Annotated in this window: 17 protein-coding genes; 6 read left to right on the top strand and 11 right to left on the bottom strand. The window is 36.0% G+C overall.

Annotation, left to right across the window (positions count from 1 at the left end; genetic code table 11):
• Nucleotides 1-175: 175 nt before the first annotated feature.
• From HWQ42_RS21470 to HWQ42_RS21515, 10 genes are all read right to left on the bottom strand, one after another.
• Complete coding sequence (locus HWQ42_RS21470) at nt 176-1,000, bottom strand: WecB/TagA/CpsF family glycosyltransferase (protein ID WP_292815957.1); 825 nt, start codon at nt 998-1,000, stop codon at nt 176-178.
• A 129-nt stretch (nt 1,001-1,129) separates the two neighbouring features.
• On the bottom strand, nt 1,130-2,281 hold the full coding sequence (locus HWQ42_RS21475) for a glycosyltransferase family 4 protein (RefSeq protein WP_292815959.1): 1,152 nt from the start codon (nt 2,279-2,281) through the stop codon (nt 1,130-1,132).
• Between the two features lie 108 nt (nt 2,282-2,389).
• Entirely contained in the window at nt 2,390-3,283 is an 894-nt protein-coding gene (locus HWQ42_RS21480; protein ID WP_292815961.1) for a glycosyltransferase family 2 protein, read from the bottom strand.
• A 128-nt stretch (nt 3,284-3,411) separates the two neighbouring features.
• Nucleotides 3,412-4,428, bottom strand: coding sequence for a hypothetical protein (locus HWQ42_RS21485; RefSeq protein WP_292815963.1), 1,017 nt, complete (start codon nt 4,426-4,428; stop codon nt 3,412-3,414).
• A 24-nt stretch (nt 4,429-4,452) separates the two neighbouring features.
• Nucleotides 4,453-5,724 (bottom strand): glycosyltransferase family 4 protein, encoded by a 1,272-nt coding sequence (locus HWQ42_RS21490; RefSeq protein ID WP_292733338.1) that lies wholly within the window; start codon nt 5,722-5,724, stop codon nt 4,453-4,455.
• A gap of 48 nt (nt 5,725-5,772) precedes the next feature.
• Nucleotides 5,773-7,002 carry an O-antigen ligase gene (locus HWQ42_RS21495; RefSeq protein WP_292815965.1) on the bottom strand — a complete coding sequence of 410 codons (1,230 nt, stop codon included), beginning with the start codon at nt 7,000-7,002 and terminating at the stop codon, nt 5,773-5,775.
• A gap of 18 nt (nt 7,003-7,020) precedes the next feature.
• Nucleotides 7,021-7,947, bottom strand: a complete 927-nt coding sequence (locus HWQ42_RS21500; RefSeq protein WP_292815994.1) for a glycosyltransferase family 2 protein — start codon at nt 7,945-7,947, stop codon at nt 7,021-7,023.
• A 24-nt stretch (nt 7,948-7,971) separates the two neighbouring features.
• Nucleotides 7,972-9,294 (bottom strand): flippase, encoded by a 1,323-nt coding sequence (locus tag HWQ42_RS21505; RefSeq protein ID WP_292815967.1) that lies wholly within the window; start codon nt 9,292-9,294, stop codon nt 7,972-7,974.
• 121 nt (nt 9,295-9,415) lie between these two features.
• The gene (locus HWQ42_RS21510) at nt 9,416-10,369 is read right to left on the bottom strand and encodes a glycosyltransferase family 2 protein (RefSeq protein ID WP_292815969.1); all 954 of its coding nucleotides are present in this window, start codon (nt 10,367-10,369) and stop codon (nt 9,416-9,418) included.
• 70 nt (nt 10,370-10,439) lie between these two features.
• A complete protein-coding gene (locus HWQ42_RS21515) occupies nt 10,440-12,647 on the bottom strand; it encodes a polysaccharide biosynthesis tyrosine autokinase (RefSeq protein ID WP_292815970.1) in 2,208 nt (735 codons plus the stop codon).
• Nucleotides 12,648-13,792: 1,145 nt separating this feature from the next.
• Here HWQ42_RS21515 and HWQ42_RS21520 point away from each other — a divergent pair.
• The 6 genes from HWQ42_RS21520 to HWQ42_RS21545 all read left to right on the top strand — a co-directional run bounded on the left by HWQ42_RS21520 (nt 13,793) and on the right by HWQ42_RS21545 (nt 18,498).
• Nucleotides 13,793-14,176 carry a hypothetical protein gene (locus HWQ42_RS21520; RefSeq protein ID WP_292815972.1) on the top strand — a complete coding sequence of 128 codons (384 nt, stop codon included), beginning with the start codon at nt 13,793-13,795 and terminating at the stop codon, nt 14,174-14,176.
• A gap of 72 nt (nt 14,177-14,248) precedes the next feature.
• A complete protein-coding gene (locus tag HWQ42_RS21525; protein ID WP_292815973.1) occupies nt 14,249-14,677 on the top strand; it encodes a deaminase in 429 nt (142 codons plus the stop codon).
• 1,325 nt (nt 14,678-16,002) lie between these two features.
• Entirely contained in the window at nt 16,003-17,022 is a 1,020-nt protein-coding gene (locus HWQ42_RS21530) for an RpoD/SigA family RNA polymerase sigma factor (RefSeq protein WP_292815975.1), read from the top strand.
• A gap of 115 nt (nt 17,023-17,137) precedes the next feature.
• Nucleotides 17,138-17,632 (top strand): ureidoglycolate lyase, encoded by a 495-nt coding sequence (locus HWQ42_RS21535; RefSeq protein ID WP_292815977.1) that lies wholly within the window; start codon nt 17,138-17,140, stop codon nt 17,630-17,632.
• Nucleotides 17,633-17,848: 216 nt separating this feature from the next.
• Nucleotides 17,849-18,196 carry a translation initiation factor gene (locus HWQ42_RS21540; protein WP_292815979.1) on the top strand — a complete coding sequence of 116 codons (348 nt, stop codon included), beginning with the start codon at nt 17,849-17,851 and terminating at the stop codon, nt 18,194-18,196.
• Between the two features lie 143 nt (nt 18,197-18,339).
• Nucleotides 18,340-18,498 (top strand): YqaE/Pmp3 family membrane protein, encoded by a 159-nt coding sequence (locus HWQ42_RS21545; RefSeq protein ID WP_292733303.1) that lies wholly within the window; start codon nt 18,340-18,342, stop codon nt 18,496-18,498.
• A gap of 271 nt (nt 18,499-18,769) precedes the next feature.
• Here the strand turns inward: HWQ42_RS21545 and HWQ42_RS21550 are convergent, their stop codons facing one another.
• Nucleotides 18,770-19,432, bottom strand: coding sequence for a carbonic anhydrase (locus HWQ42_RS21550; RefSeq protein ID WP_292815980.1), 663 nt, complete (start codon nt 19,430-19,432; stop codon nt 18,770-18,772).
• Nucleotides 19,433-19,994 lie beyond the last annotated feature (562 nt).

Below are 19,994 nucleotides of genomic sequence, written 5' to 3' on the forward strand. Positions count from 1 at the left end.
GCTACATCATTTTTAAATATTATTTTAAGCAAAATAGATGGAGATATTTTTAGTTATTCACTATTATGAAAGTTGAATAAGACTTACTGACTAATTAATTATTAAATCTTAAGACAACATTTCATAAATTCGTGACGAATTGAGCAACCTGCAGGTAAGAGTGTGAGAGACTCGATCAAGCTACGAACTTTTGAAATTTCGTACTTAGAAATACCAGCAGGTTATTTTTTTTTCGTTTACTTGAGATACTCCAAATTTCTCGTAAAAATAATGTGCCAACAAACCAAGGCTCAAGTAAGTAACGTCTCCAAAGTCTTTTCGGTTCAGATAACAAGCGATACAACCATTCCAACCCCACTTTTCCCATCCAGCGAGGAGGAGTAGGTATTGCTCCTGCTATATAGTCCATACAGGCTCCACTAGTCAAAATAGTGTTGGTATGAAGATGTTCAAGATTTTCGTAAATCCAATACTCTTGGCGTGGCATACCCATTCCCACCATTAATACATGGGGTTTGTAAGCATTAATTGCAGCCACAGTGGCGAGATTTTCTTGACTATCTTTATCTATATCAATATAGCCATGAGCGCAAGCAATCTGTAAACCAGGAAATTTCTGGCATAAAATATTTGCTGCTTTTTCAGCAACTCCTGGCTTTGAACCTAAATAGAATACACGCCAGCCTTTACTAGCAGCTTCTGCCATCAGAGGCCATACCCAATCAGCATAGGTTACTCTTTGTTCCCGTTTAATTGGAAAACCCAACAGCTTTCCAAGAAACACTAGAGGCATACTATCAATATGGGTATATTCTGCCTTCGCATAAAAAGCTTGCATTTTTGGATCGTTATGGAAGAGATAAAGACTATGTAAGTTGTGATTAGCAATAATCCATTTTTCATCCTGCTTAATAGATTCTTCAATCAATAAATTTAAGTCAAGGATAGAGAGTGCATCCACTTGAGCACCAATAATTTTATAAGAAAATCGCTTTTTCATATCTTTTTTTTATTTTGATAAATATGAGATGTTATTTCAAGATCAAAGTGAGTGTTGGAAAATTAGTTAGGAATATTTCAATACTGAAATACCTAAGTTTTTTAGTTAAAAATTATTATCTAAATATAACTAAAAAGCACTTATTTTCATGAGGATGTCTGCGATATTCTGTGATCTTGCATTCCAGGAATACTTTTCTGTAATTAAAGTATATGCTGTATCTACAAGTGATTGATATTTATCAGTATTTGAAGCAGCATCAAGTATTGTATTAGCGACTTCCTCGCTAGAGTATCCTGTTACTAACAGATGTTCTAAATTGCGAAATTCTTCTAAACCTCGCAAGCCTTCTGGTGTTGATACAACTAATTTTCTACTAGCGAAATAATCTAATGCTTTATTGCGAGCGCCACCTGCTACTGCTTGTTTTGAAAATGGCAACAAAGCAATATCTGCATATTTGAGATGGGCGATAAAGTCTTCCCTTTTAGGTAAAAATCCTAAAAAAGAAATGTTAGAGGGTATTGCTTCTGAAATATCACTACTATCCCTACCAATGACAACAAAATGTACTTTTTCTTGATGACTTTCAAGGCATTTAGCGACCTCAATAGCCATTGATACAGACATATCATTAGTTGGAAATTGAAATGTTTTGGGAGCAATAATAACTACTATTTTAGCTGGTCTCAATGCTTGATAAGGATCTTTATCTGGAAAAACTTCAGTATTGAGTAAGTCTTCAGTAACTCCATTCCCGATAGAATAAATTTGCTGTGGAGTTTTTCCATACCATTGGGAAATTAGTTTAGGAATTGATTCACCTGCTGCAATAATTGGACTACCAGAGAATATTAAAATTCCCTGAGCAATATATGTCTTAATACATTGTGCAAACTCTTTAAAAGGATTGGCAACTGAAAACAAGCGCATCCAGTATTCATAAGGCGAAAATGTATGAAAATCCAACACAAGAGAGGAACTACTGTGTTTTCTAAGCTTTAGTGAAATTAAAGCAGCCAATCCAGGTAATGTTTCTTGAGCATACACAATGTCTGGACAAAACTCGTCGATGCATTTTTCTATGGATTGAATATATGACTTCAAGCTTCTTGATCCAATAGAAAGAGAAGGTGCATAATCCACAGATGAACAATCTAAACCTAGCTGAAAAACATCAAAATGTTTAGTAAGATATTGTCCTAGATAAAAAGGTCTAGTAAATGCACCAAATGGCTGACTAGAATCGAGAGTTGAGACAATTAGTAAGCGTTTACCCATAAAATGATTGCTGATTATTATTTGATAAATTGAAATTACATTTGTCAAATTATTAAGATAAGTTATAAATTATCAAAATATCATCTACCAATGACTCTTGTGCAAGTATTAAACTTCTGAGCCAGTTTGATTAATATCCTCAGAAAAGGTAGGAGAGGTAGCCAAATCTTTGTAACCAATAATTGCTCTGATATAAGGTAAGAACCAGTAAAATATCCAAAATGGCCCAGAGTGTCTGCTACAAAATATAGTCCATGATTTCAACGGAAATGCTTTAATTTGTAGTACTTTTTTCAAGCGTTCTAATAGATTTAAATTAGTATCTGCCCAACTATTACGGATAGAATTTTTAGTACAAGTACCAATATACCCAGGAGCTACCCATATTTGAAAACCCAATTTATGCGCTCTCAGGGCATAATCTAAATCTCCTAAACTATGAACAAAAGCTGTATCAATATTGCCAACTTTGGCGGCAACACTTTTAGGAATTAGCACGCAGTTACCATACATAGCATCGCATTTTTGGATAACAGAACTTGGTTCTAAAAATTCAAACTTATTAGAGTACCACTTTTTAGATTTTACCGCTCCTCCATAAGTTGCTTTTCCTGTAATTGAGTCTTTAGTTGAACCAACTACAATTGAGTCTGGATAAGCAAGTTCCGTCAAATTTTGATGAACCTGTAATAGTTTACTCACAGCATTGCCTTCCAAAAATGTGTCATCATTCAACCACAGATAATAATCATATTGATATTTTATTGCTTCACCAAAAGCGAGATGCATTCCTCCCACCCAAAATAAATTGCCATTACCTTGAAGAATTTGTACTTCCGGATATTCTGCTTTAACAGCCTCTGTAGTCCCATCAGAACTACCATCATCGGTTAAATAAACATCACAATAATTTTTTTGCTGATATAAAGCACTTAGACAGGCAAGAGTTGTATCCCGTCTATTATAACATGTCATAATTACAGCTAGATTCGCTTTTTTCATCCCATTTATCTCCTAATAATATATACAAAAATAGTTAATACAAATAATAAATTAAGATACCTTTTTGATGGATTTTATTCATAATCTCAATTATCAAATTTTTACCTTTTATCTATCGTGATGTCAGTTTAAAACTTAACCCTGCTTTCTATCCAACCACTGAAATTAATATCTAAATTAAAGCTTTTTAGCTTTTGTTCCATTCTTCTGACTCTCAACAGATATCGATGCCAAACTGATACACGAGGCATATTAAGTCTGATAACCTCTTCACATAACCATTGATATTTATCTGAATTGACATTAAACTTTTTCAATCTTTTTATTTGCCCATGCCAATCGTTATAAAAAAATAAGTTGAAATAATGAATGGATATAATATCATCCCAATGTTTAATTTGTATTTCTTTTGATAAACGGTTATGTAAAGGTAATGGGTAACTATAATTAGGAGGAAGATGTTCAACGTTTTCTTCCAAGGCACATAAAGTTACAGACAAAACAGACTGCTCAACAAAATAAATACCTTGAGGAGGAGTAATATCCAAGCGCATTACTTTTTCAAAGTTCTCTTTCCAAGTTGTAAATATACCTGCACTCCTTCTTACAGCAACCAAACCAGAATTCCAGTAGGCTCTGATTCTTTTATTACCAATTGGTGTGTCAACAAATACCTCACGCTTTACTCCCAGTATTTCATATAGTTTTTGCCAATACCATTCTTGAGGATCTTGCAGACCTGTAGAACCAATTCCTTGACCATACTCAGGACGCATCCGTACATTACAATCTACGGGCAATAAAAATTCTTTTGGTTCAGAAAAAAAGCATTTGTCACTGTCTAAAAAAACCAATATTTCTGCATCGATATTTTGTTCGGCATAGGCACAAACTAGGGGCTTATTGGCTAAATAATATTCATGAAATTCTCGATTTATTGGAATTTGTTGATGAGTCACCTGCAATGCTTCAAAGGCTTGTTGGGTTTGTTTTAATATTGGTTCACCTACTCTAGGATGGAAACTATATATAGGTGTATTTTTCAATTCGCCGCAGAACTTACGAATACTTTCTGCAAGCATCAAAGATTGACCTTCTAAACGGCCAGGTTCTGTACAAATTATAAAAGCTATAGGTATTGACATATTATGAAGTATTGATTTACTAAGTTAATTACTCAATGAAGATTTCTTGGCTATCATCAATATTTCCTGAAACAAGGCTGAATAACGACCTGCTTGAAGTTCTAGAGTGAATTCTTTCTCTGCTTTATCACGAGCATAAAATGATAGTTTTTGCAACCTCTGTTCATTTTCAAGTACCCAGGTGATTCCTTTGGCAAAATCCTCAACTTCATAAGGTTTAGCCAAATAGCCATTCTGCTGATGATCGACAATATCTTTTAAGCCAGTAGCATTAAACGCCACAACTGGAGTACCACAAGCGAATGATTCCGAAGCTGTCTGTCCAAAAGATTCTTGAAGAGATGGTACAAGCATTACATCAGCAGCTGAGTAAACAGTCGCTAAAGATATATCATCATGTAAGTGTCCCAAATAGTGGGTTTTGAAGCCTAAATCAGGTGGATTTTCGGGTTGAGATGCTCCAAAAATCACAACTTCCAAGTCATCCTTCCAGCCAGATTTACTCAATTCTTGTAGAGCTGGTTGCAATAAATGAAATCCTTTATTTCTATCGCTTGTTGCTTCTATCGCTCCAAAAAGTATCAGCTTCTTATCCTGGGGTAGATTGAGTGCTTCGCGGGCAAAATGTTGATTAATCGGTCGATATTTTTGAGTATCCAGTCCGTGGGGAATTACCTCGATTCGCAAATTCTGAAACAAAGAACTGGAACGAGCGCACTGCGCTAACCAAGAACTTGGTGAAACCAGAGTTAAATTTAAATTTTTCCAGGCTTTTACTTTGCGCTGCCATACCCAACGAGATAGATCCCACTCATTACCACTGCTGAGTTGAGGACAAGCCCCACAGGATACTTTGTAGCGATCGCATTCTCCAGTAACGTGACACCCTCCAGTAAACCCCCACATATCATGGAGAGTCCAAACTAGAGGACGCTTCAGTTTAGCAAATGTTTCTATTTGCATAAAACCTCCGCTAATCCAATGAAGATTGATTATATCTGGATTAATCTGAGCAACTTTAGGAATAACTCTATCTGGCAACCATTGAGTAAAAAATGGAGTATTTTTCTTTTGACGATAAAGCTTTAATGGCAAACTTTCAACTGTCAACTTTGCCTTAGCAATGCCTTGAAACAGTCTAATTTTAGGTGCAATTACTGTTTTATCATTACTATATTTTTCCTGAACTAACATTTGTGACTGTAGTCCTATATCCTGTAAACCTGCGTGTAAGCGATATGCAGCCCTCGCTGCACCGCCATTAATATCATGGGTACTAATATGTAAAATTTTCATTTTTATTAACTTAATAATCACTAAAACTATTTCTGACTGGCATAAAAACTAATTGACTAAAATATTTTTACGATTTCGTTGATATTCAACAGTCAAAGATAATGACATGGTGATATACATTAACCAATTCCAGCTAGGAGTTAATAATCTGGCTTCTGAAAAATTAACTATGACTATAATAATTAGCATCTGCATTGGCCAATAATCTTCCGGCTTTTTAGCGACAGAAATAATTCGAGTCAATGCCATTACGAAAAACCGGACAAACCCTGCTGCAAAAGTCAAAAATCCTACAAATCCCAATTCTAACAATAATTCTAAAAAACCATTATGGGCGTTACTTGCCCAATCGTAAGTAGCTCTTAATTTGGATGCAGCATTACTAGTCCAAAATCCCGAAAATCCATAACCTAACCAAGGTCTTTCCAAAATCTTAGAAATTACTAGCTCCCAGAGGTCAGAGCGTCCATTGAAGGTAAGGTCTTTACCAGAAGTACCAACTACAGTTTCGGCATTATTGAGAAGTAATATTGAAGAAATCATTAGTAACATCAAAGTTGAAGTGATCGTAATAACTTGTAATTTATAATTAGTTTTCTTCAGGGATCTATAGAAAGGTAAAAGTAATATCATTGTCAATAAAATCGTTAAAGACGTTGTTGAGCGTGAAAGGATAATTAGACATATAGATATCCCACATAGTGCCCACATCAACCAGCGATATCGATGGCCACTAAGAGCTAGGTGCAAAAAAACTCCTGCACTCCAAGCCATCATGTAACCTAATTCATTTTTATGACCATAAATTCCACTCCACATACCTAGTAATTCAGGTGATTCGTGAATATAACCTGGTACGAATGCAGAAAATAGCATAGATAATGATGCAGCTACCCCAAGTGCCCAAGCTATCAGCTTAATTTGTTCCTTAAGGGAATAACGCATTGCTAAATAGATGGCAAGAAAATATATTCGGATTAGACCTCTTAAATAAGTAAGACTAGAACTTAGGTCTTCTGACCATAAAAGAGAAAATATAACTATTCCTAGTAACAAAAACTGTAGTGGACTTCTAATAATTACATAAATAAAACCTTTCCAGTATAAAATTAGGAAATAAAATAGGATTAAATATGAAACTATATTGAAGATAGTATCTAGCTTATCACCTCCAAGTGTAGACATGGAAACTTCTTGTGCGGGGTGTATTGTTAATGCCCCTACAGCAATGAGTAATAGCAAGATAGTTAATATTTTTTCTGTTAATTTTACTTTCATTTGGGATATTTAATTAATCTATTTTTTTATCGATGAGTAATTCAACCTTTTCTTCACTTCCTCTTTAAAAATGTCCAACGCAGTTGCTTTATAGACTGTTTTCTGTGTAAAATTATCTGCTTCTACATTCCTGACAATAAATGGTGGATGCTTTAAGGGAAATTCCATTGCTTGCATCGGCATATTGATGAAGGAAAATTCTTGATTTGAAGTGAAATGAGTTGCGTCTGCACCAACACCGACATTAGAGATTAAATTGACATTGGGAATAATACTTAAGCTTCTCTGCATCCAACAAGCAAATGTCCATTGGTAATCCCAGGTTATACCTGTAGGATTATCATAAACAGATTGAAATATTCGTTGCCAATAATTTACCGCTTTTTGATCTATAAGAATGTCATGTAAAAGGTTTTCTGCTTGCACCTCTTTCCAGAGTTTGATAGTCAAATCATAATGTTGCCAAGCACGTCTCCAACTTGCCCAACCCCAGCAGTGGTTGTAGCGAGAAAAATAGTAACTGTAATTTGTACGTTTTTGTCCAAGTTGAAGATTTTGAGCAGAGATTGTAGCGATTCTGGTATCATTTCTATATTTTTCTAGCAGTTCTTGGCTAAACCTGAAAAAAGTTGGGTGAGGAATACAATCATCTTCTAAAATAATTGTCTCCTCAACATTATTAAAGACCCAATCTAAACCACTTGATACCCGTTTTGCACAACCTAAGTTGATATCAGAATAATTTTTTATTACTTCACAATCCCAATCAACTCTCTCAATAATTGCCCTAGTCGCTTCGCATTTTTCTGCCTCATCTTCGCGGTTAGTGCGGGGGCCATCTGCAATTACAAAAAGTTTTGTTGGCTTGGCTTGGCGAATAGCCTCAAAAACTTTTTCTGTTATTTGGGGGCGTTTAAAAATGATAAAAGTTACTGGCGTTTGCATCATATAAAATTTAAATAATAACGATCAGTATTTGTAAAAATGAATAAGCGTTCGCACCTGAATTTTAAATAGCTTTTGTGTTCTTGAATCAAATGCGTTACATATAAAAGCAGCAGCAGCTTGAGATATTATTGTTGCGATCGCAGCCCCAAGTCCTGCATATTTAGGAATAAGTAATAAATTGAGAATAATGTTTAGTATCGCTCCAAATAAAGTCTTACCTAAAGAAACGTGGTTCAAACCTTCAGCAATAAACCAAGGTGATGTTGCAAGACCCATAAATACAAACAAAGAAGTCCAAATATGAACTGCTAATATTGGTCCTGCCTCTGCATATCCACTTCCAAACATCACCATAATTATCTTGTCAGATAAAAAGGACATTGGAAGAGCAATTGCTAAAGATATACATGTCATGAGACTGAGTAATTGTCCTATTCGCTGATAGTAAAGACTTTCTGATTTTTCCTTGGCGGCATAAATTGCTGGAGCAACAGAAGAAACAATAGCCCCCGGAATAAAATACCAAATTTCAGAAACACGTACAGCCGCAGAATAAATACCAACCTCACTATCTCCGATCATTTGACCTAACATCACCTGATCTATTCTCATAAAAATCATGATGGCGAACCCCGAAAAAATTAGAGGTAAACTCTCTTTCAGAAGAGTTTTGGCAGCCGCAATGCTCCAACTCCATAACCACAATGAAGACCCTTTGACTTGGTAAACAATTAGTAAGCCAATTGCACTCATTGCAAATTCTGCTAATGTTACCAAAGCAAAAGCTAGCAACGGTGCTTTTGTTAAAATTAGTGCGATTTTGATGAGAGTATTTAGCAGAAACGCCGTGTTTTTAGCGATTACAGTATATTTTGACTGCACCTGTGATTGAAACCACAGTTCAATAGTATCAGATGCCCTAAAAACTCCTGCTATTCCTAAAATTGCAACTAGCCATATCTTTAGTGTTTCATGCTCACCTAAGAAAAAGATGGTACTAACTGCCAATAAAACAGAAGCAATTCCACCCAAAAATTTTAGCCAAAAAGTAGTTCCTAAAATTTCCTCTTTGTTTGATGATTGACGAACAAGATGGCGAACTACTACGTCATCTAGTCCAAGAGTAAAAATTGGGCTGAATAAGGCAACAAAAGCTAAAGCATAGTTAAATAGACCATACTGTTTTACTCCTAAATAACGTGCTACCCATACTCCTACAACCAAGCTTGCACCCATACGTAGAATGCGATCGGCAAATAACCAACCTGTATTAGCAACAATTGCACGCAGCCCAGAACGAGATTTAAATTTCGAGAAGTTTTTAATTTTTAATTTGCTTAACATTATTTTTGTGAATTAATCACATACAATTATTTATATTTATCAATCTTGCTCATGCAACTTTTTCCATTTTCTCAAATACAAAATAAAGTGTATTTATTCAGTAACTTACATTAGTGAGCGCTTACAAGGTTTTTAATTTACCACTAATCAAAATTTTCAAAAAATAGCTAAATAAGAAAATAATACCCTTGATTTTCCAATAGAAATTATGCTCAAATAAAAATATTATTTTCAAATAAGTAACAAAATCCTGATATTTTGGGCATGGTATTGTTTGTAACTCCCTGATAGATGTAAAAGCTAAGAGTAATGGGGAGCTAAAATTGTTTTTTTGCAGAATGTAATTAAACAAGGAATTGCGTTTCCAGAATCTTTTGTATTCATAGTTTTTGTCTACATCTAAAAAGTTCTTATTATGATACTGATTATTTTCATGTATTCTATACATGACTAAAGGTTTAGACATATAAAACTTTTTAGCTCCCACCAAAGAAGCTCCCCATACCAAACAGTCATCAGCCCTTACACGCCAATCTTCTAAATTTGGAATAGGTAAAAATTTTCTGACTATTTCTCTACGTATTGATAATGTTGAAGTTATGGAACCAATCCATTCACCATTATATAAAGTTCTAATTACTGAATAACCCAAATCTAAATCAACTGCATCGTCTTGAAATGTCCCTTCTACTGCTCCAAATTTTTTATACGCACAAAATACAAAATCACATTCACTGCGTCTAGTGTAAAAGTTTAGGGCATTTTCTAAATACTGAGGTTCATAAATATCATCAGCATCTAAAAAAAATATAATGTCACCATTAGCAGCTAAAAAACCTTCATTAAAAGATGATAATTGTCCTTGATTTTGTTCTTTCAAGATAGATTTAACGTTAGCTAATTGAGTAAAATTATTGATAATTTCCGCCGAATTATCTGTGGATGCGTCATCAACAATGATAATCTCATCAAATTTAACTGTCTGATTTAAAGCGCTATCAATTGCTTCAGAGAGAAATGGAGCATAATTGTAATTATTAATTAAACAAGAAGTTCTGATTTTAGTTTTATCCATTATTCCTACAGTCACAAAATTGGGTTCAGATGGTTGTAGTGATGGTAGCTTTTACATTTTCTAAGAGAACTTAACACTCTTTGCGAAATTTAGTTAAACTGCTAGAAGATACTAAATCTTGTTCAATTTGTCGTTTTTTATTGTCATAAAAATAATTATTAGGTTCATTTTTAGTGTTCACACCATTGATGACTATCCCTAATACCTTCTGACCTGACTGAGTTAAAAACTCTTTAGCTGCATTTGCACTGTTCAAGTCAACCACTCCAGGACGAACGACTAATAAGATACCGTCAGTCAAGGTACTTAAAACAGCAGCATCTGCTATTCCTGACAGTGGAGGAGTATCGAATATTACAAGATCGTAATCTCTCCCCAAGTTACTAATTAATGCCGCCATACGTTGAGAATCTAGCATTGCCACTGGATTTGGAGGCAAAACTCCAGAAGTAAGAACTTCCAAATTAGGCATTACTTCCTGAACAACTGTATCTAAAGAAGCTTGGTTAATTATGATATTACTTAGTCCCATTGTATTTGTTAGCCCCCAGATATGATGCTGTATGGGATGACGCATATCTGCATCCACCAACAACACCCTACGCCCCGCCTGAGCCATAGTCACAGCTAAATTTGCAGATACGTCAGACTTTCCTTCTTTGGCAACGGAACTTGTAATTACAATGCTTTTGAGCGGTTTATCAGAACAGAGGAACTTCAAGTTCACTTGTAGTATTTGATATGCATTACCAACAGGGAAGTAAGGAATATCTCTGCCAATAATTTTGGGAATAGGTCTATCAAGTCCTGGTATAGAAGAATGATCTTTACCATTTCTACCTTGTGTAGGAATCACTCCCAAAACACTGTATCTCAAGACTTCTTTGGCTTCTTTGACGGTCTTCACCGAGCGGTCTATCAAGTCTAAAGTAAAGGCGACAATGATACCTAAGAAAAAACCAACTCCTGCTCCACCAATAATAAACAGCATTTTTCGAGGACCTTCTGCTTTATCAGGGGTTAAAGCATAGGAAATAACACGAGCATTAGGAATCTTTTGATTCTGTGCAATATCAATCTCTTGGCGTTTCTTTAAGAGTGTTTCGTAAGTCGTTTGAGCTGCTTGCAGTTTCCGTTCTAGCTCTCGTTGACTTTGTTCTAGCCTTGGCAAATTATTTGCTCGTTTGATATAGGCATTTTGCTGTTGTTTGAGTGTGGCAATTTGTCTCTCCAGTCCAACACGTTCTGCCTGAGCACGAGTAATATCTGCAATTAGGCTTTGCCGCAGTTGTCCAACCTGTAAACTTCCCTGTGTTATCTGCGCTCCACCAGCTACTTGTCCTGTCCGCTCTTTTAACAAGTTCTTAAGAGCTAAAACTTTTTCTTCTAAGTTAGTAATTGTAGGGTGTTCAGGTGAAAAACGGGTACGCTCTAGTGCAAGTTGGCTTTCTGTTTCTTGAAGTTGGGCTAGCACTTTCTGAACTCCAGGTGCTTGACTCAATTCAGATTCGATTACACCTTGCCGTGAATCTACCTGAGCTTCACTGCTTAACTGTTCTAGACGACCTTTCACATCATCTAGTTGAGCTAAAGCTTGAGAAATTTGGTTTCCTAACTTAGAAATGGTATCGACTGCTGCGGCTGCTTCTTGTTCTAGGACAACAACTTTATTTGTTTCTTTAAATAGCCGCAGTTTTGATTCGGCTCTTCTGACAACTTCCTCAGCTTTAGGTACTTCCGTTACAAGAACTTGTTTGGCTGTCCGCGCTTCATTCTGATTAGCCTTGATATTTAGATCGATATAACTGTCAATAACTTCATTAACGATTTTGGCAGCTAGTTCTGGATCGCTACCTTTATAAGAAAGTTGTACAACATCAGTGCCTTTAATTCCTTCTATTTTTAGTTGTTTTGCCAAATCGGGAATCGAGAGCAGTTTGCCTTGACTATCTTTAAGGTTGAGGGAATTAATCGTTTTCTCAATTACTGGATTTGATCCAATAACTCTCACCTGAGTTTCCAGGGGATTGTCGTTCACATTCAAAGCTTCTAGGCGTCCTATGTCATCCGGTAAGCCCGTGAGTGAGGAAGAGCGATTTGTTTTAATCATCAAACTTCCTTCTGCCTTGTATGAAGGTTTTAGTGAAAATGCATACAAGCATCCAAGGCTAACAGATATGGCGAAAATTCCAACTAGAGGTAGCCAACGCCGTTGAAAAACTTCTAAGTATTTCTGAATATTTACTTCTTCAAAATTTGGTAAAGATTCCATCGTCATAATATATGTAAACTTTTATAAAAAAAGACTATTTACTTACAGCAGATTGTTCTCACAATTTGGAATACAGTAACACTGTAGTCTACCTTGTGATATTAATATTTGGGTTGATTGTTAGCTAATACCTTATTGCTAAGGTTCTTCAATATCTGAAGTTAACTAATAGTTTAGATTGATATTCTACTGACAGCAAAGCCAGGATAACTCACAATTTTATCCCTGATTTAGTTGCTTTCCATTTTTGGGGCTTAATTTTTGTTAACTTAGTTTTGTGTTACTACTAACGCAAGTATTGATTAGTAACCTAACAATCACTATCATATTATGTAAGAACACTGATTTTAATAACTTTACAAAAAATTTATACAAAATACTAATATATTCACTCTCGGTTTGCTGATTTTGAAAAGACAAGAGGAGTCAATTCCTTCAGGTAAGGAATAGTTCAATTGTGCTAGTCTATAAGCAATGTAAGCACTTCGGAGATAGGCTTTGGACAGTCAAAAGAGATACCTAAAAAGACTATATGGATATTTCCTTAAGCTACTTCAAAACTTTAACTAACAATGAATTCTTGCTCTGAACAATAGTCAATGGGAATAATACGGGACTGGCAATCATAAAATTGCATGATTTGAGTATTGAACCTATAAGGACTCACAATCAGTTTAATTTTTACTGCTCCCTCCTGTCTGATCGCTCGCTACGATAAGACAAATTTTTGCGCTGACCGACTTAGTACAGGTAATTAAGTCGGTACGATTAGAACACAAGTAGTAAGACAAAATTAATTTACACAAAATTTAATCTTCAACCCTATCCAGCTTGAATTTAACGTAGCCTAACAAAGAAGTATCAAATGACAGCGTGGTTAGAGCAATAAATTAGTTTACATCAGACTAGTACAAGACAGCAGAAATCCAGCTACTATCTAAATTAACCAGACAAATAGCTCAAGCAAATTGTTCAAGGTTGCCAAACTTCAGTCATATTTTACTAGATTGCACTATCTTTTTCATGAAGTTTGGCTATATTTATTATTACCTGTGTTAATCTGAAGTACTCAAGCTAGCCTCCTATTTCTTTGTTTTTGATCTAGGCAATTGTAATTATTAAACTGACATTAAATGTTGAGAGATTGAATTATGAAATCCTCTTCTATTATCTTAGCCGTTGTGATTAGCGCACTCACTCTCAGTCAGAGAGCCGATGCTAACCAAGAGAATGTTCCTATAACAATAGGCGATCGCGATCGGGTTGGAGTTTTATTGACAGAACCAGCTACGATTAATGCTACATGGAGCAATTTTATCGGACAGAGAAATAATCCAAAACAAACTGCTGAATCAATTTCGCTAATGCAGGAGCGAGGATGCCAAAAAATTAACCCGCTTGAGTTCATCAATAACCCAAGCGCTTTTTTTAAGCAATGTCAGGAGCCAACCAAGACTCAAAGTACTGAACCAATTGAGTATCTCAAGGTTCCTAAACTGGATTCTGGTATTCGTGTGACAGTTACTAAATTTTGATATAGGAACTTTTTGAACAATAGATAGCTAATTCTTGGTAGTGTGATTTATCTAGATAATTTATGCTCAAATATGGATGAAATATTTATGCTGGCTGCTTTAGCTCAAAGCAGAAAAGCTTTGCCGGAATGTTTGCCGAACCCACCAGTAGGCTGTGCGATCGCATCTGGCCAAGAGATCGTAGCTCAAGGATACACGCAAGCACCAGGAAAAGACCATGCTGAAGCTGATGCACTTAAACAGATTCAAGGCAAAGCTTTCAACTTGTTGAAAATGTATGTAACTCTTGAACCTTGTTCTTTTTATGGACGCACACCTGCATGTGCTTTAGCGATCGCTGAAGATTGTCGGATAGATGAAATATATGTATCTATACTTGATCCCGACCCGCGCAATAATGGTAAAGGATTAGATATTCTCAAGAATGCAGGAAAAATAGTTAATGTTGGATTATGCGCCAATGAGGTGAATGCTTTTCTTAACCAATATCTACTAAAGTGATGGTTGAAGAGTTAGATTAAAACTTCAATATAGTACCATTTTCCCAAAAATCTTTGCAATAAGCCAACCATCTATGTAGACACATAACTGTGCTTTTGTGTCAACTAAAAGTTGAAACTAGTAAGCCAGAAAGCTGTGAGATGTTCCTTCATTAGGAATTTTAGACTATTTTCGACTTCTCCACAAAGTGGGAATGTTGTTGTTCAAGCTATGCTGCACAACAATCAACTAGATATCCTTATACAAAAATCTTTTTGCTTTAAGAGGATATTAGGGCGATCGCGGGTGTTGCTGTCTTGCCAAGTATCATCCTTGATGTTAGTGTTACCACTGTTAGTACTTTTATTCCATAAAATTTCTCTAGGAGTAATCAAGTTGATGATACCGCATCCAATGCAGATGTCTGCATACAATTATGACACAAGTGCAATTGTCACAGATATCTGCGTCTTCTTGATTATCCTAAATCCCAGGAAAGAGATATGAGTCAGAATGAATGTACAGATGTAGCACTGGTACGTCTATGCAAGTGTTCTGAATACTACATAATTAATTTCACCAGATGCCTAATCACTAAGTATTTGACCAGATTCTTAAAGGAAGGCTGTTATTAAAGAAAAGTAGCAGAAGAAGTTCTTTCTTTCATGTTTAACGAACGCCCATACCTGGCTTGATATGCTTAGATTGTATTACAAAAAAAATGAGGTGATAAAGGGATATTTTATATTTAATGAGTTTTCATTTAATGAGATTACATTTATTGATAAGCAGACTATGAATACTTCAATAAATGAACTTTTTGTGATATTTTAAGACTTGCTATTAATAATTGACTCTTAGATAATGGAATCGTTGCTTAGTATTTTTTACTTTTTCCAATAACCGCATTGGACAACTAGACGAAATTTAATTGTTAATTGTATTTTAGAATATGCAAAAATCAATGATAAAGGAATGTAATTACTTCAAAGGATATGCTAATGATACTTTAGGTAATTGATTTGTGACTGGTGATGATGTTATTATTAATGGGTGGGTTGATTTTGGGTTTATTATCTCCAACAATTAACTTGTAATGTATCATAGACCAGAATTCATCAGTGTTGCAAATTGATTAGACCTCTTGCATAAAATACAAATTAAGAACCCCACCCCGCCAAAGCGTAGCTTTGTCTGCCCTCCCCGAAAGCGGGAAGGAAATTAAGGGATGGGGTGTTAAGTACTTTTGCAAGATATCTATTGATTAGCAGTGTGAAATGGCTGTGGGTCTGAATATCTAGACTTGATACCAATAAATTGATGAGGTTACAGAGGAGCAAATAACCATGAGCAACTTAACATCTCCACATACCGAAGTTCAAAAAACGAAGAAAAAAAGTTTAGCCGCAGATAAAAAACATCGAGCTACAGATGATATTGTGCGTAGTTATCTGCAAGAGATCGGGCGTGTAGATTTGTTGACTCGCGAACAAGAGGTTATTTTTGCCCAACAAGTGCAGCAGATGATGAATTTATTAGCTGCTAAGGAAGAATTAGCTGTGAAATTAAACCACGAACCCACACTGCAAGAATGGGCAGATCGGGTGGAGTTAAGTGTGGAGGTGCTAGAGCAACAGCTCAATTTAGGACATCAGTCCAAGCAGAAAATGATTCAGGCTAATCTGCGGTTAGTGGTAGCTGTGGCAAAGAAATACCAGCACCGCAACCTGGAATTTATGGATTTAATTCAAGAAGGTACTTTAGGTTTAGAACGAGGGGTAGATAAATTTGATCCTGCCCTTGGTTACAAGTTTTCTACTTATGCTTACTGGTGGATTCGTCAAGGAATTACACGGGCGATCGCTCAACAAGGACGTACAATTCGTTTACCGATCCACGTCTTTGAGAAACTGAACAAAATTAAACGGGTGCAGCGAGAATTATCTCAACAGTTGGGTCGCGTTCCCACTACTGCTGAAATTGCCACTGCTTTATCTTTGACACCTAGCCAAGTTCGAGAGTGTTTGTACTTAGCCCGTCAACCCTTCTCTCTAGAGGCGCGAGTTGGTGAACAGCAAGATACTGAATTACAAGACATATTGGAGGATGATGGTCCTTCTCCTGAAGATTATGCCGTTGAAGAATCTCTCCACCAAGACTTACAAGACTTATTGGCAAAGCTGTCGCCCCAGCAGCGAGAAATATTAACCCTGCGCTTTGGTCTAACTGATGGGTATGAACTTTCTTTAGCACAGATTGGCGATCGCATGGGTATTAGTCGAGAACGGGTGCGTCAGATAGAACAAAAAGCTCTCAGTCTCCTCCGCCGCCAAAAGGAACAAGTACGTAGTTATCTAGCTAGCTAAGGTTATTTTTTCATAATTGAAGGCATTGAAACTCAGGAAGTCACCATAATGGTTGTATAAAATTCAGTCATTCTGGGGGAAAATAAACCTAAATAATCTCTCTTAAAGATTTGATATGAGTACACCAAAGACAGTGCAACAATTGCAGGTACAATGGGTGACTTCTGAAAACTTTCGGCGTTATGGACAGGTAATTTTTGCAAGTCTTGATGGGAAAACTTATGATGGGGAAGATGCCCAGTTAAGCCTGCAAAACGGGATTCCACGATTTTATATTATGCGGTTGGAGAAAAGAGGGCGAAAGTTCCACAAAATTACTCGCCATGTGCAATGCACTCAATGTCTGGGTTCTTTGGAAGGAAAGGATTGGTTAATTGCAGTTTGTCCTCCTCATAATGATGTGAATGAACCAGCATTAGCAGAGATTGCTGCTTTCCACATTCCGGGGAATTGTTTTATCAAGCTACATGAGGGGACTTGGCACGCTGGCCCCCATTTTGACCATGAAGCTGTAGATTTTTATAATTTGGAACTAGCTGATACAAATGTGGTGGATCATTTTACCCATGATTTTCTCAAGAGTCATCAATTAGAGTTTGAGATGGTTTAGGTAAGATTAGGTTTAATTATAGATATAGACAAGCCATTTTCCTGAATAGTTCAACCATTTGAATCTATTTTCCATAGAAGGAAGGATTAGTTAAAGTATTACGTCAGTTTGGTTATGATGTATGGATGTGTAATGTTAGCCTAGAAATTGTATACCAGCAGAATGGTTGCGTAGAAGTTTCCACTGCCTTTGAAATTTTTCTTAAACATTCATTTTATGTCTTCTTCCAATTCTCAATCTTCTGACAAAGGCTTTGTCTACCGCGAATTTGGCAACGACAACTCCGCCGCCATAGAAAGACCAATTCCAGAACTACCCCCACAACAACAAAATCTGAAAGTACAAGCTTCCCGCAAAGGACGCAAAGGCAAAACCGTCACAGTAATTAGTGGGTTTCAAGCCAAACCAGAAACCTTAGCAGATTTGGTGAAGCAGTTGAAAACCCAGTGTGGGACAGGTGGGACACTTAAAGATAACGAAATTGAAATTCAGGGCGAACACAAACAGAAAATTGTCGAGATTTTGACCAAGCTAGGTTACAAAGCCAAAATTAGCGGTGGCTAATGTGTTGAGTGCGGTTTACCGTATCTTAACCGCGATCTAGATTAAGAGAGGAAATGTTATCTTTGAGAGGTACAAATAGGCTTGAACAGTGGTAAATTAGTTTGCCAACAAGCTGTCTTTTCTGAGATTAACAGGAGGTTTAAATGGATTTAGTTCGGATTCTGTGTGCCATTTTCCTGCCGCCTTTGGGAGTTTTTTTACAAGTAGGTTTTGGTATAGACTTTTGGATTAATATACTTTTGACGCTGTTTGGTTACATTCCTGGGATTATTCATGCAGTATGGATAATTTCTAAGAAATAATTTTTTGTAGAAGTAGGTTAAACCTACCAATCTCTGTATTAGTGATTCTTATAGAGGCAATTCATGAATTGCCTCTATAAAAAAGTTTATAAACTTAACTATTTTGTATTCGGAAACTTAATTGAACGAAAATCTTTAAAAATACTACTTTATTTTTGAAATATACATAGACACTGCCCAATAAAACCCATATCTAAATAAAAGTTGTAAAAACAATATTTATCAAGTCTCTAATGTCAGCTTACCTGTGGCGGGAAATACCGAATTAACTCTAATTTTTTAACATAGCATAGAGTCTAAACTCTAGAAGCAAGGGGCAGATGTGCAATTGCCATTGCACAGTTGATACGTTCAAATCTTTGATTAACCCAGTGCGTATATCTAGTACCCAGCCATGAACCATAGGCGCTTTTCGTTCATGGAGTACTTGACGCATGACGGAAGTTTGGTAAAGATTTTTCACTTGCGCCACAACATTGATTTCTGCCAAACGATTCAGACGTTCTTCTCTTATTGGCAAAGCATCAATTTCTTCTTGTTTCTCTAAATACAATTCCCGAATCGGATTTACCCAGTTATCAAGAATTCCGATAGTTCTCCCCTCTAAAGCTGCCTTAATTCCTCCGCAATCGTAGTGACCACAAACAATAATGTGTTCCACTTTTAGGTGTAAAATTGCGTATTCTAAAACGGCTAAAAAGTTTATATCCGTTAGAGAAACTTGATTGGCAATATTACGATGTACAAATAACTCTCCTGGTTCAGTACGGGTAAACTTTGTTAATGCCAGACGACTATCAGAACACCCAATGTATAGAAAAGGTGGTGTTTGTCCATTAGATAATTCTTGAAAGTAAGTTGGATCTAGAGCTAGCTTTTCGGCAACCCAAGCCTGATTATTTCTGAGGAGTTCATCAATACTGTTGTATTTCATCTTTCGTTAAATTCGAGAGAGAATCTCATCAATATTTTAACTGATCTACAGTTTTGTCTAAATCAAGATGAACTTTTTCAGAACTAAAATCTTATAAAGATGACAATTTTTATCTACAGTATTAATAGTATTTTTGTATAAATTGTCGAAAGCCATAGCGATTCTCGCTTGAGTGAGTTGCAAGAACCCGAATCCCTCCCTGCAAGCAAATAGGGGACTATGAATGTACCTGATATTATTAGGAAATGCTATAAGCTAGTAGTTATCGAAAAAATAACTATGTATAACTTGAGGAGAGTAGCTCAAGAAATTAAGATTTATATTAATTAAAGTCTGAGCATTGAGACTGCCGATTTAAAATCTTCATCTACCATTTCTAGATATTTTTGCAAAGTAGAGAAAGTTTTGTCAGCAGAATCTATGTAAATTCTTTGAAATCACACTCTAAACCGCGCATTTGAGTTAACTAAGTGCAGTGGAATTTTTAAACACTGACCACTTGAATAAACAGAGACACTTTCTGATGATGGGAAGCTAACTTAACAAAGATGCCAAATTTGAG

Origin of the sequence: Nostoc sp. JL23, assembly GCF_017115065.1 — a bacterium.
Lineage (GTDB): Bacteria > Cyanobacteriota > Cyanobacteriia > Cyanobacteriales > Nostocaceae > Nostoc > Nostoc punctiforme_A.

Excerpts from the sequence above, each read along its gene's own strand:
- HWQ42_RS21495 (WP_292815965.1), bottom strand. The coding sequence starts at position 7,002 with ATGAAAGTAAAATTAACAGAAAAAATATTAACTATCTTGCTATTACTC.
- HWQ42_RS21475 (WP_292815959.1), bottom strand. The coding sequence starts at position 2,281 with ATGGGTAAACGCTTACTAATTGTCTCAACTCTCGATTCTAGTCAGCCA.
- HWQ42_RS21515 (WP_292815970.1), bottom strand. The coding sequence starts at position 12,647 with ATGACGATGGAATCTTTACCAAATTTTGAAGAAGTAAATATTCAGAAA.
- HWQ42_RS21505 (WP_292815967.1), bottom strand. The coding sequence starts at position 9,294 with ATGTTAAGCAAATTAAAAATTAAAAACTTCTCGAAATTTAAATCTCGT.
- HWQ42_RS21535 (WP_292815977.1), top strand. The coding sequence starts at position 17,138 with ATGAGTACACCAAAGACAGTGCAACAATTGCAGGTACAATGGGTGACT.
- HWQ42_RS21550 (WP_292815980.1), bottom strand. The coding sequence starts at position 19,432 with ATGAAATACAACAGTATTGATGAACTCCTCAGAAATAATCAGGCTTGG.
- HWQ42_RS21490 (WP_292733338.1), bottom strand. The coding sequence starts at position 5,724 with ATGAAAATTTTACATATTAGTACCCATGATATTAATGGCGGTGCAGCG.
- HWQ42_RS21485 (WP_292815963.1), bottom strand. The coding sequence starts at position 4,428 with ATGTCAATACCTATAGCTTTTATAATTTGTACAGAACCTGGCCGTTTA.
- HWQ42_RS21510 (WP_292815969.1), bottom strand. The coding sequence starts at position 10,369 with ATGGATAAAACTAAAATCAGAACTTCTTGTTTAATTAATAATTACAAT.
- HWQ42_RS21530 (WP_292815975.1), top strand. The coding sequence starts at position 16,003 with ATGAGCAACTTAACATCTCCACATACCGAAGTTCAAAAAACGAAGAAA.
- HWQ42_RS21470 (WP_292815957.1), bottom strand. The coding sequence starts at position 1,000 with ATGAAAAAGCGATTTTCTTATAAAATTATTGGTGCTCAAGTGGATGCA.
- HWQ42_RS21525 (WP_292815973.1), top strand. The coding sequence starts at position 14,249 with ATGGATGAAATATTTATGCTGGCTGCTTTAGCTCAAAGCAGAAAAGCT.
- HWQ42_RS21500 (WP_292815994.1), bottom strand. The coding sequence starts at position 7,947 with ATGCAAACGCCAGTAACTTTTATCATTTTTAAACGCCCCCAAATAACA.
- HWQ42_RS21545 (WP_292733303.1), top strand. The coding sequence starts at position 18,340 with ATGGATTTAGTTCGGATTCTGTGTGCCATTTTCCTGCCGCCTTTGGGA.
- HWQ42_RS21520 (WP_292815972.1), top strand. The coding sequence starts at position 13,793 with ATGAAATCCTCTTCTATTATCTTAGCCGTTGTGATTAGCGCACTCACT.
- HWQ42_RS21480 (WP_292815961.1), bottom strand. The coding sequence starts at position 3,283 with ATGAAAAAAGCGAATCTAGCTGTAATTATGACATGTTATAATAGACGG.
- HWQ42_RS21540 (WP_292815979.1), top strand. The coding sequence starts at position 17,849 with ATGTCTTCTTCCAATTCTCAATCTTCTGACAAAGGCTTTGTCTACCGC.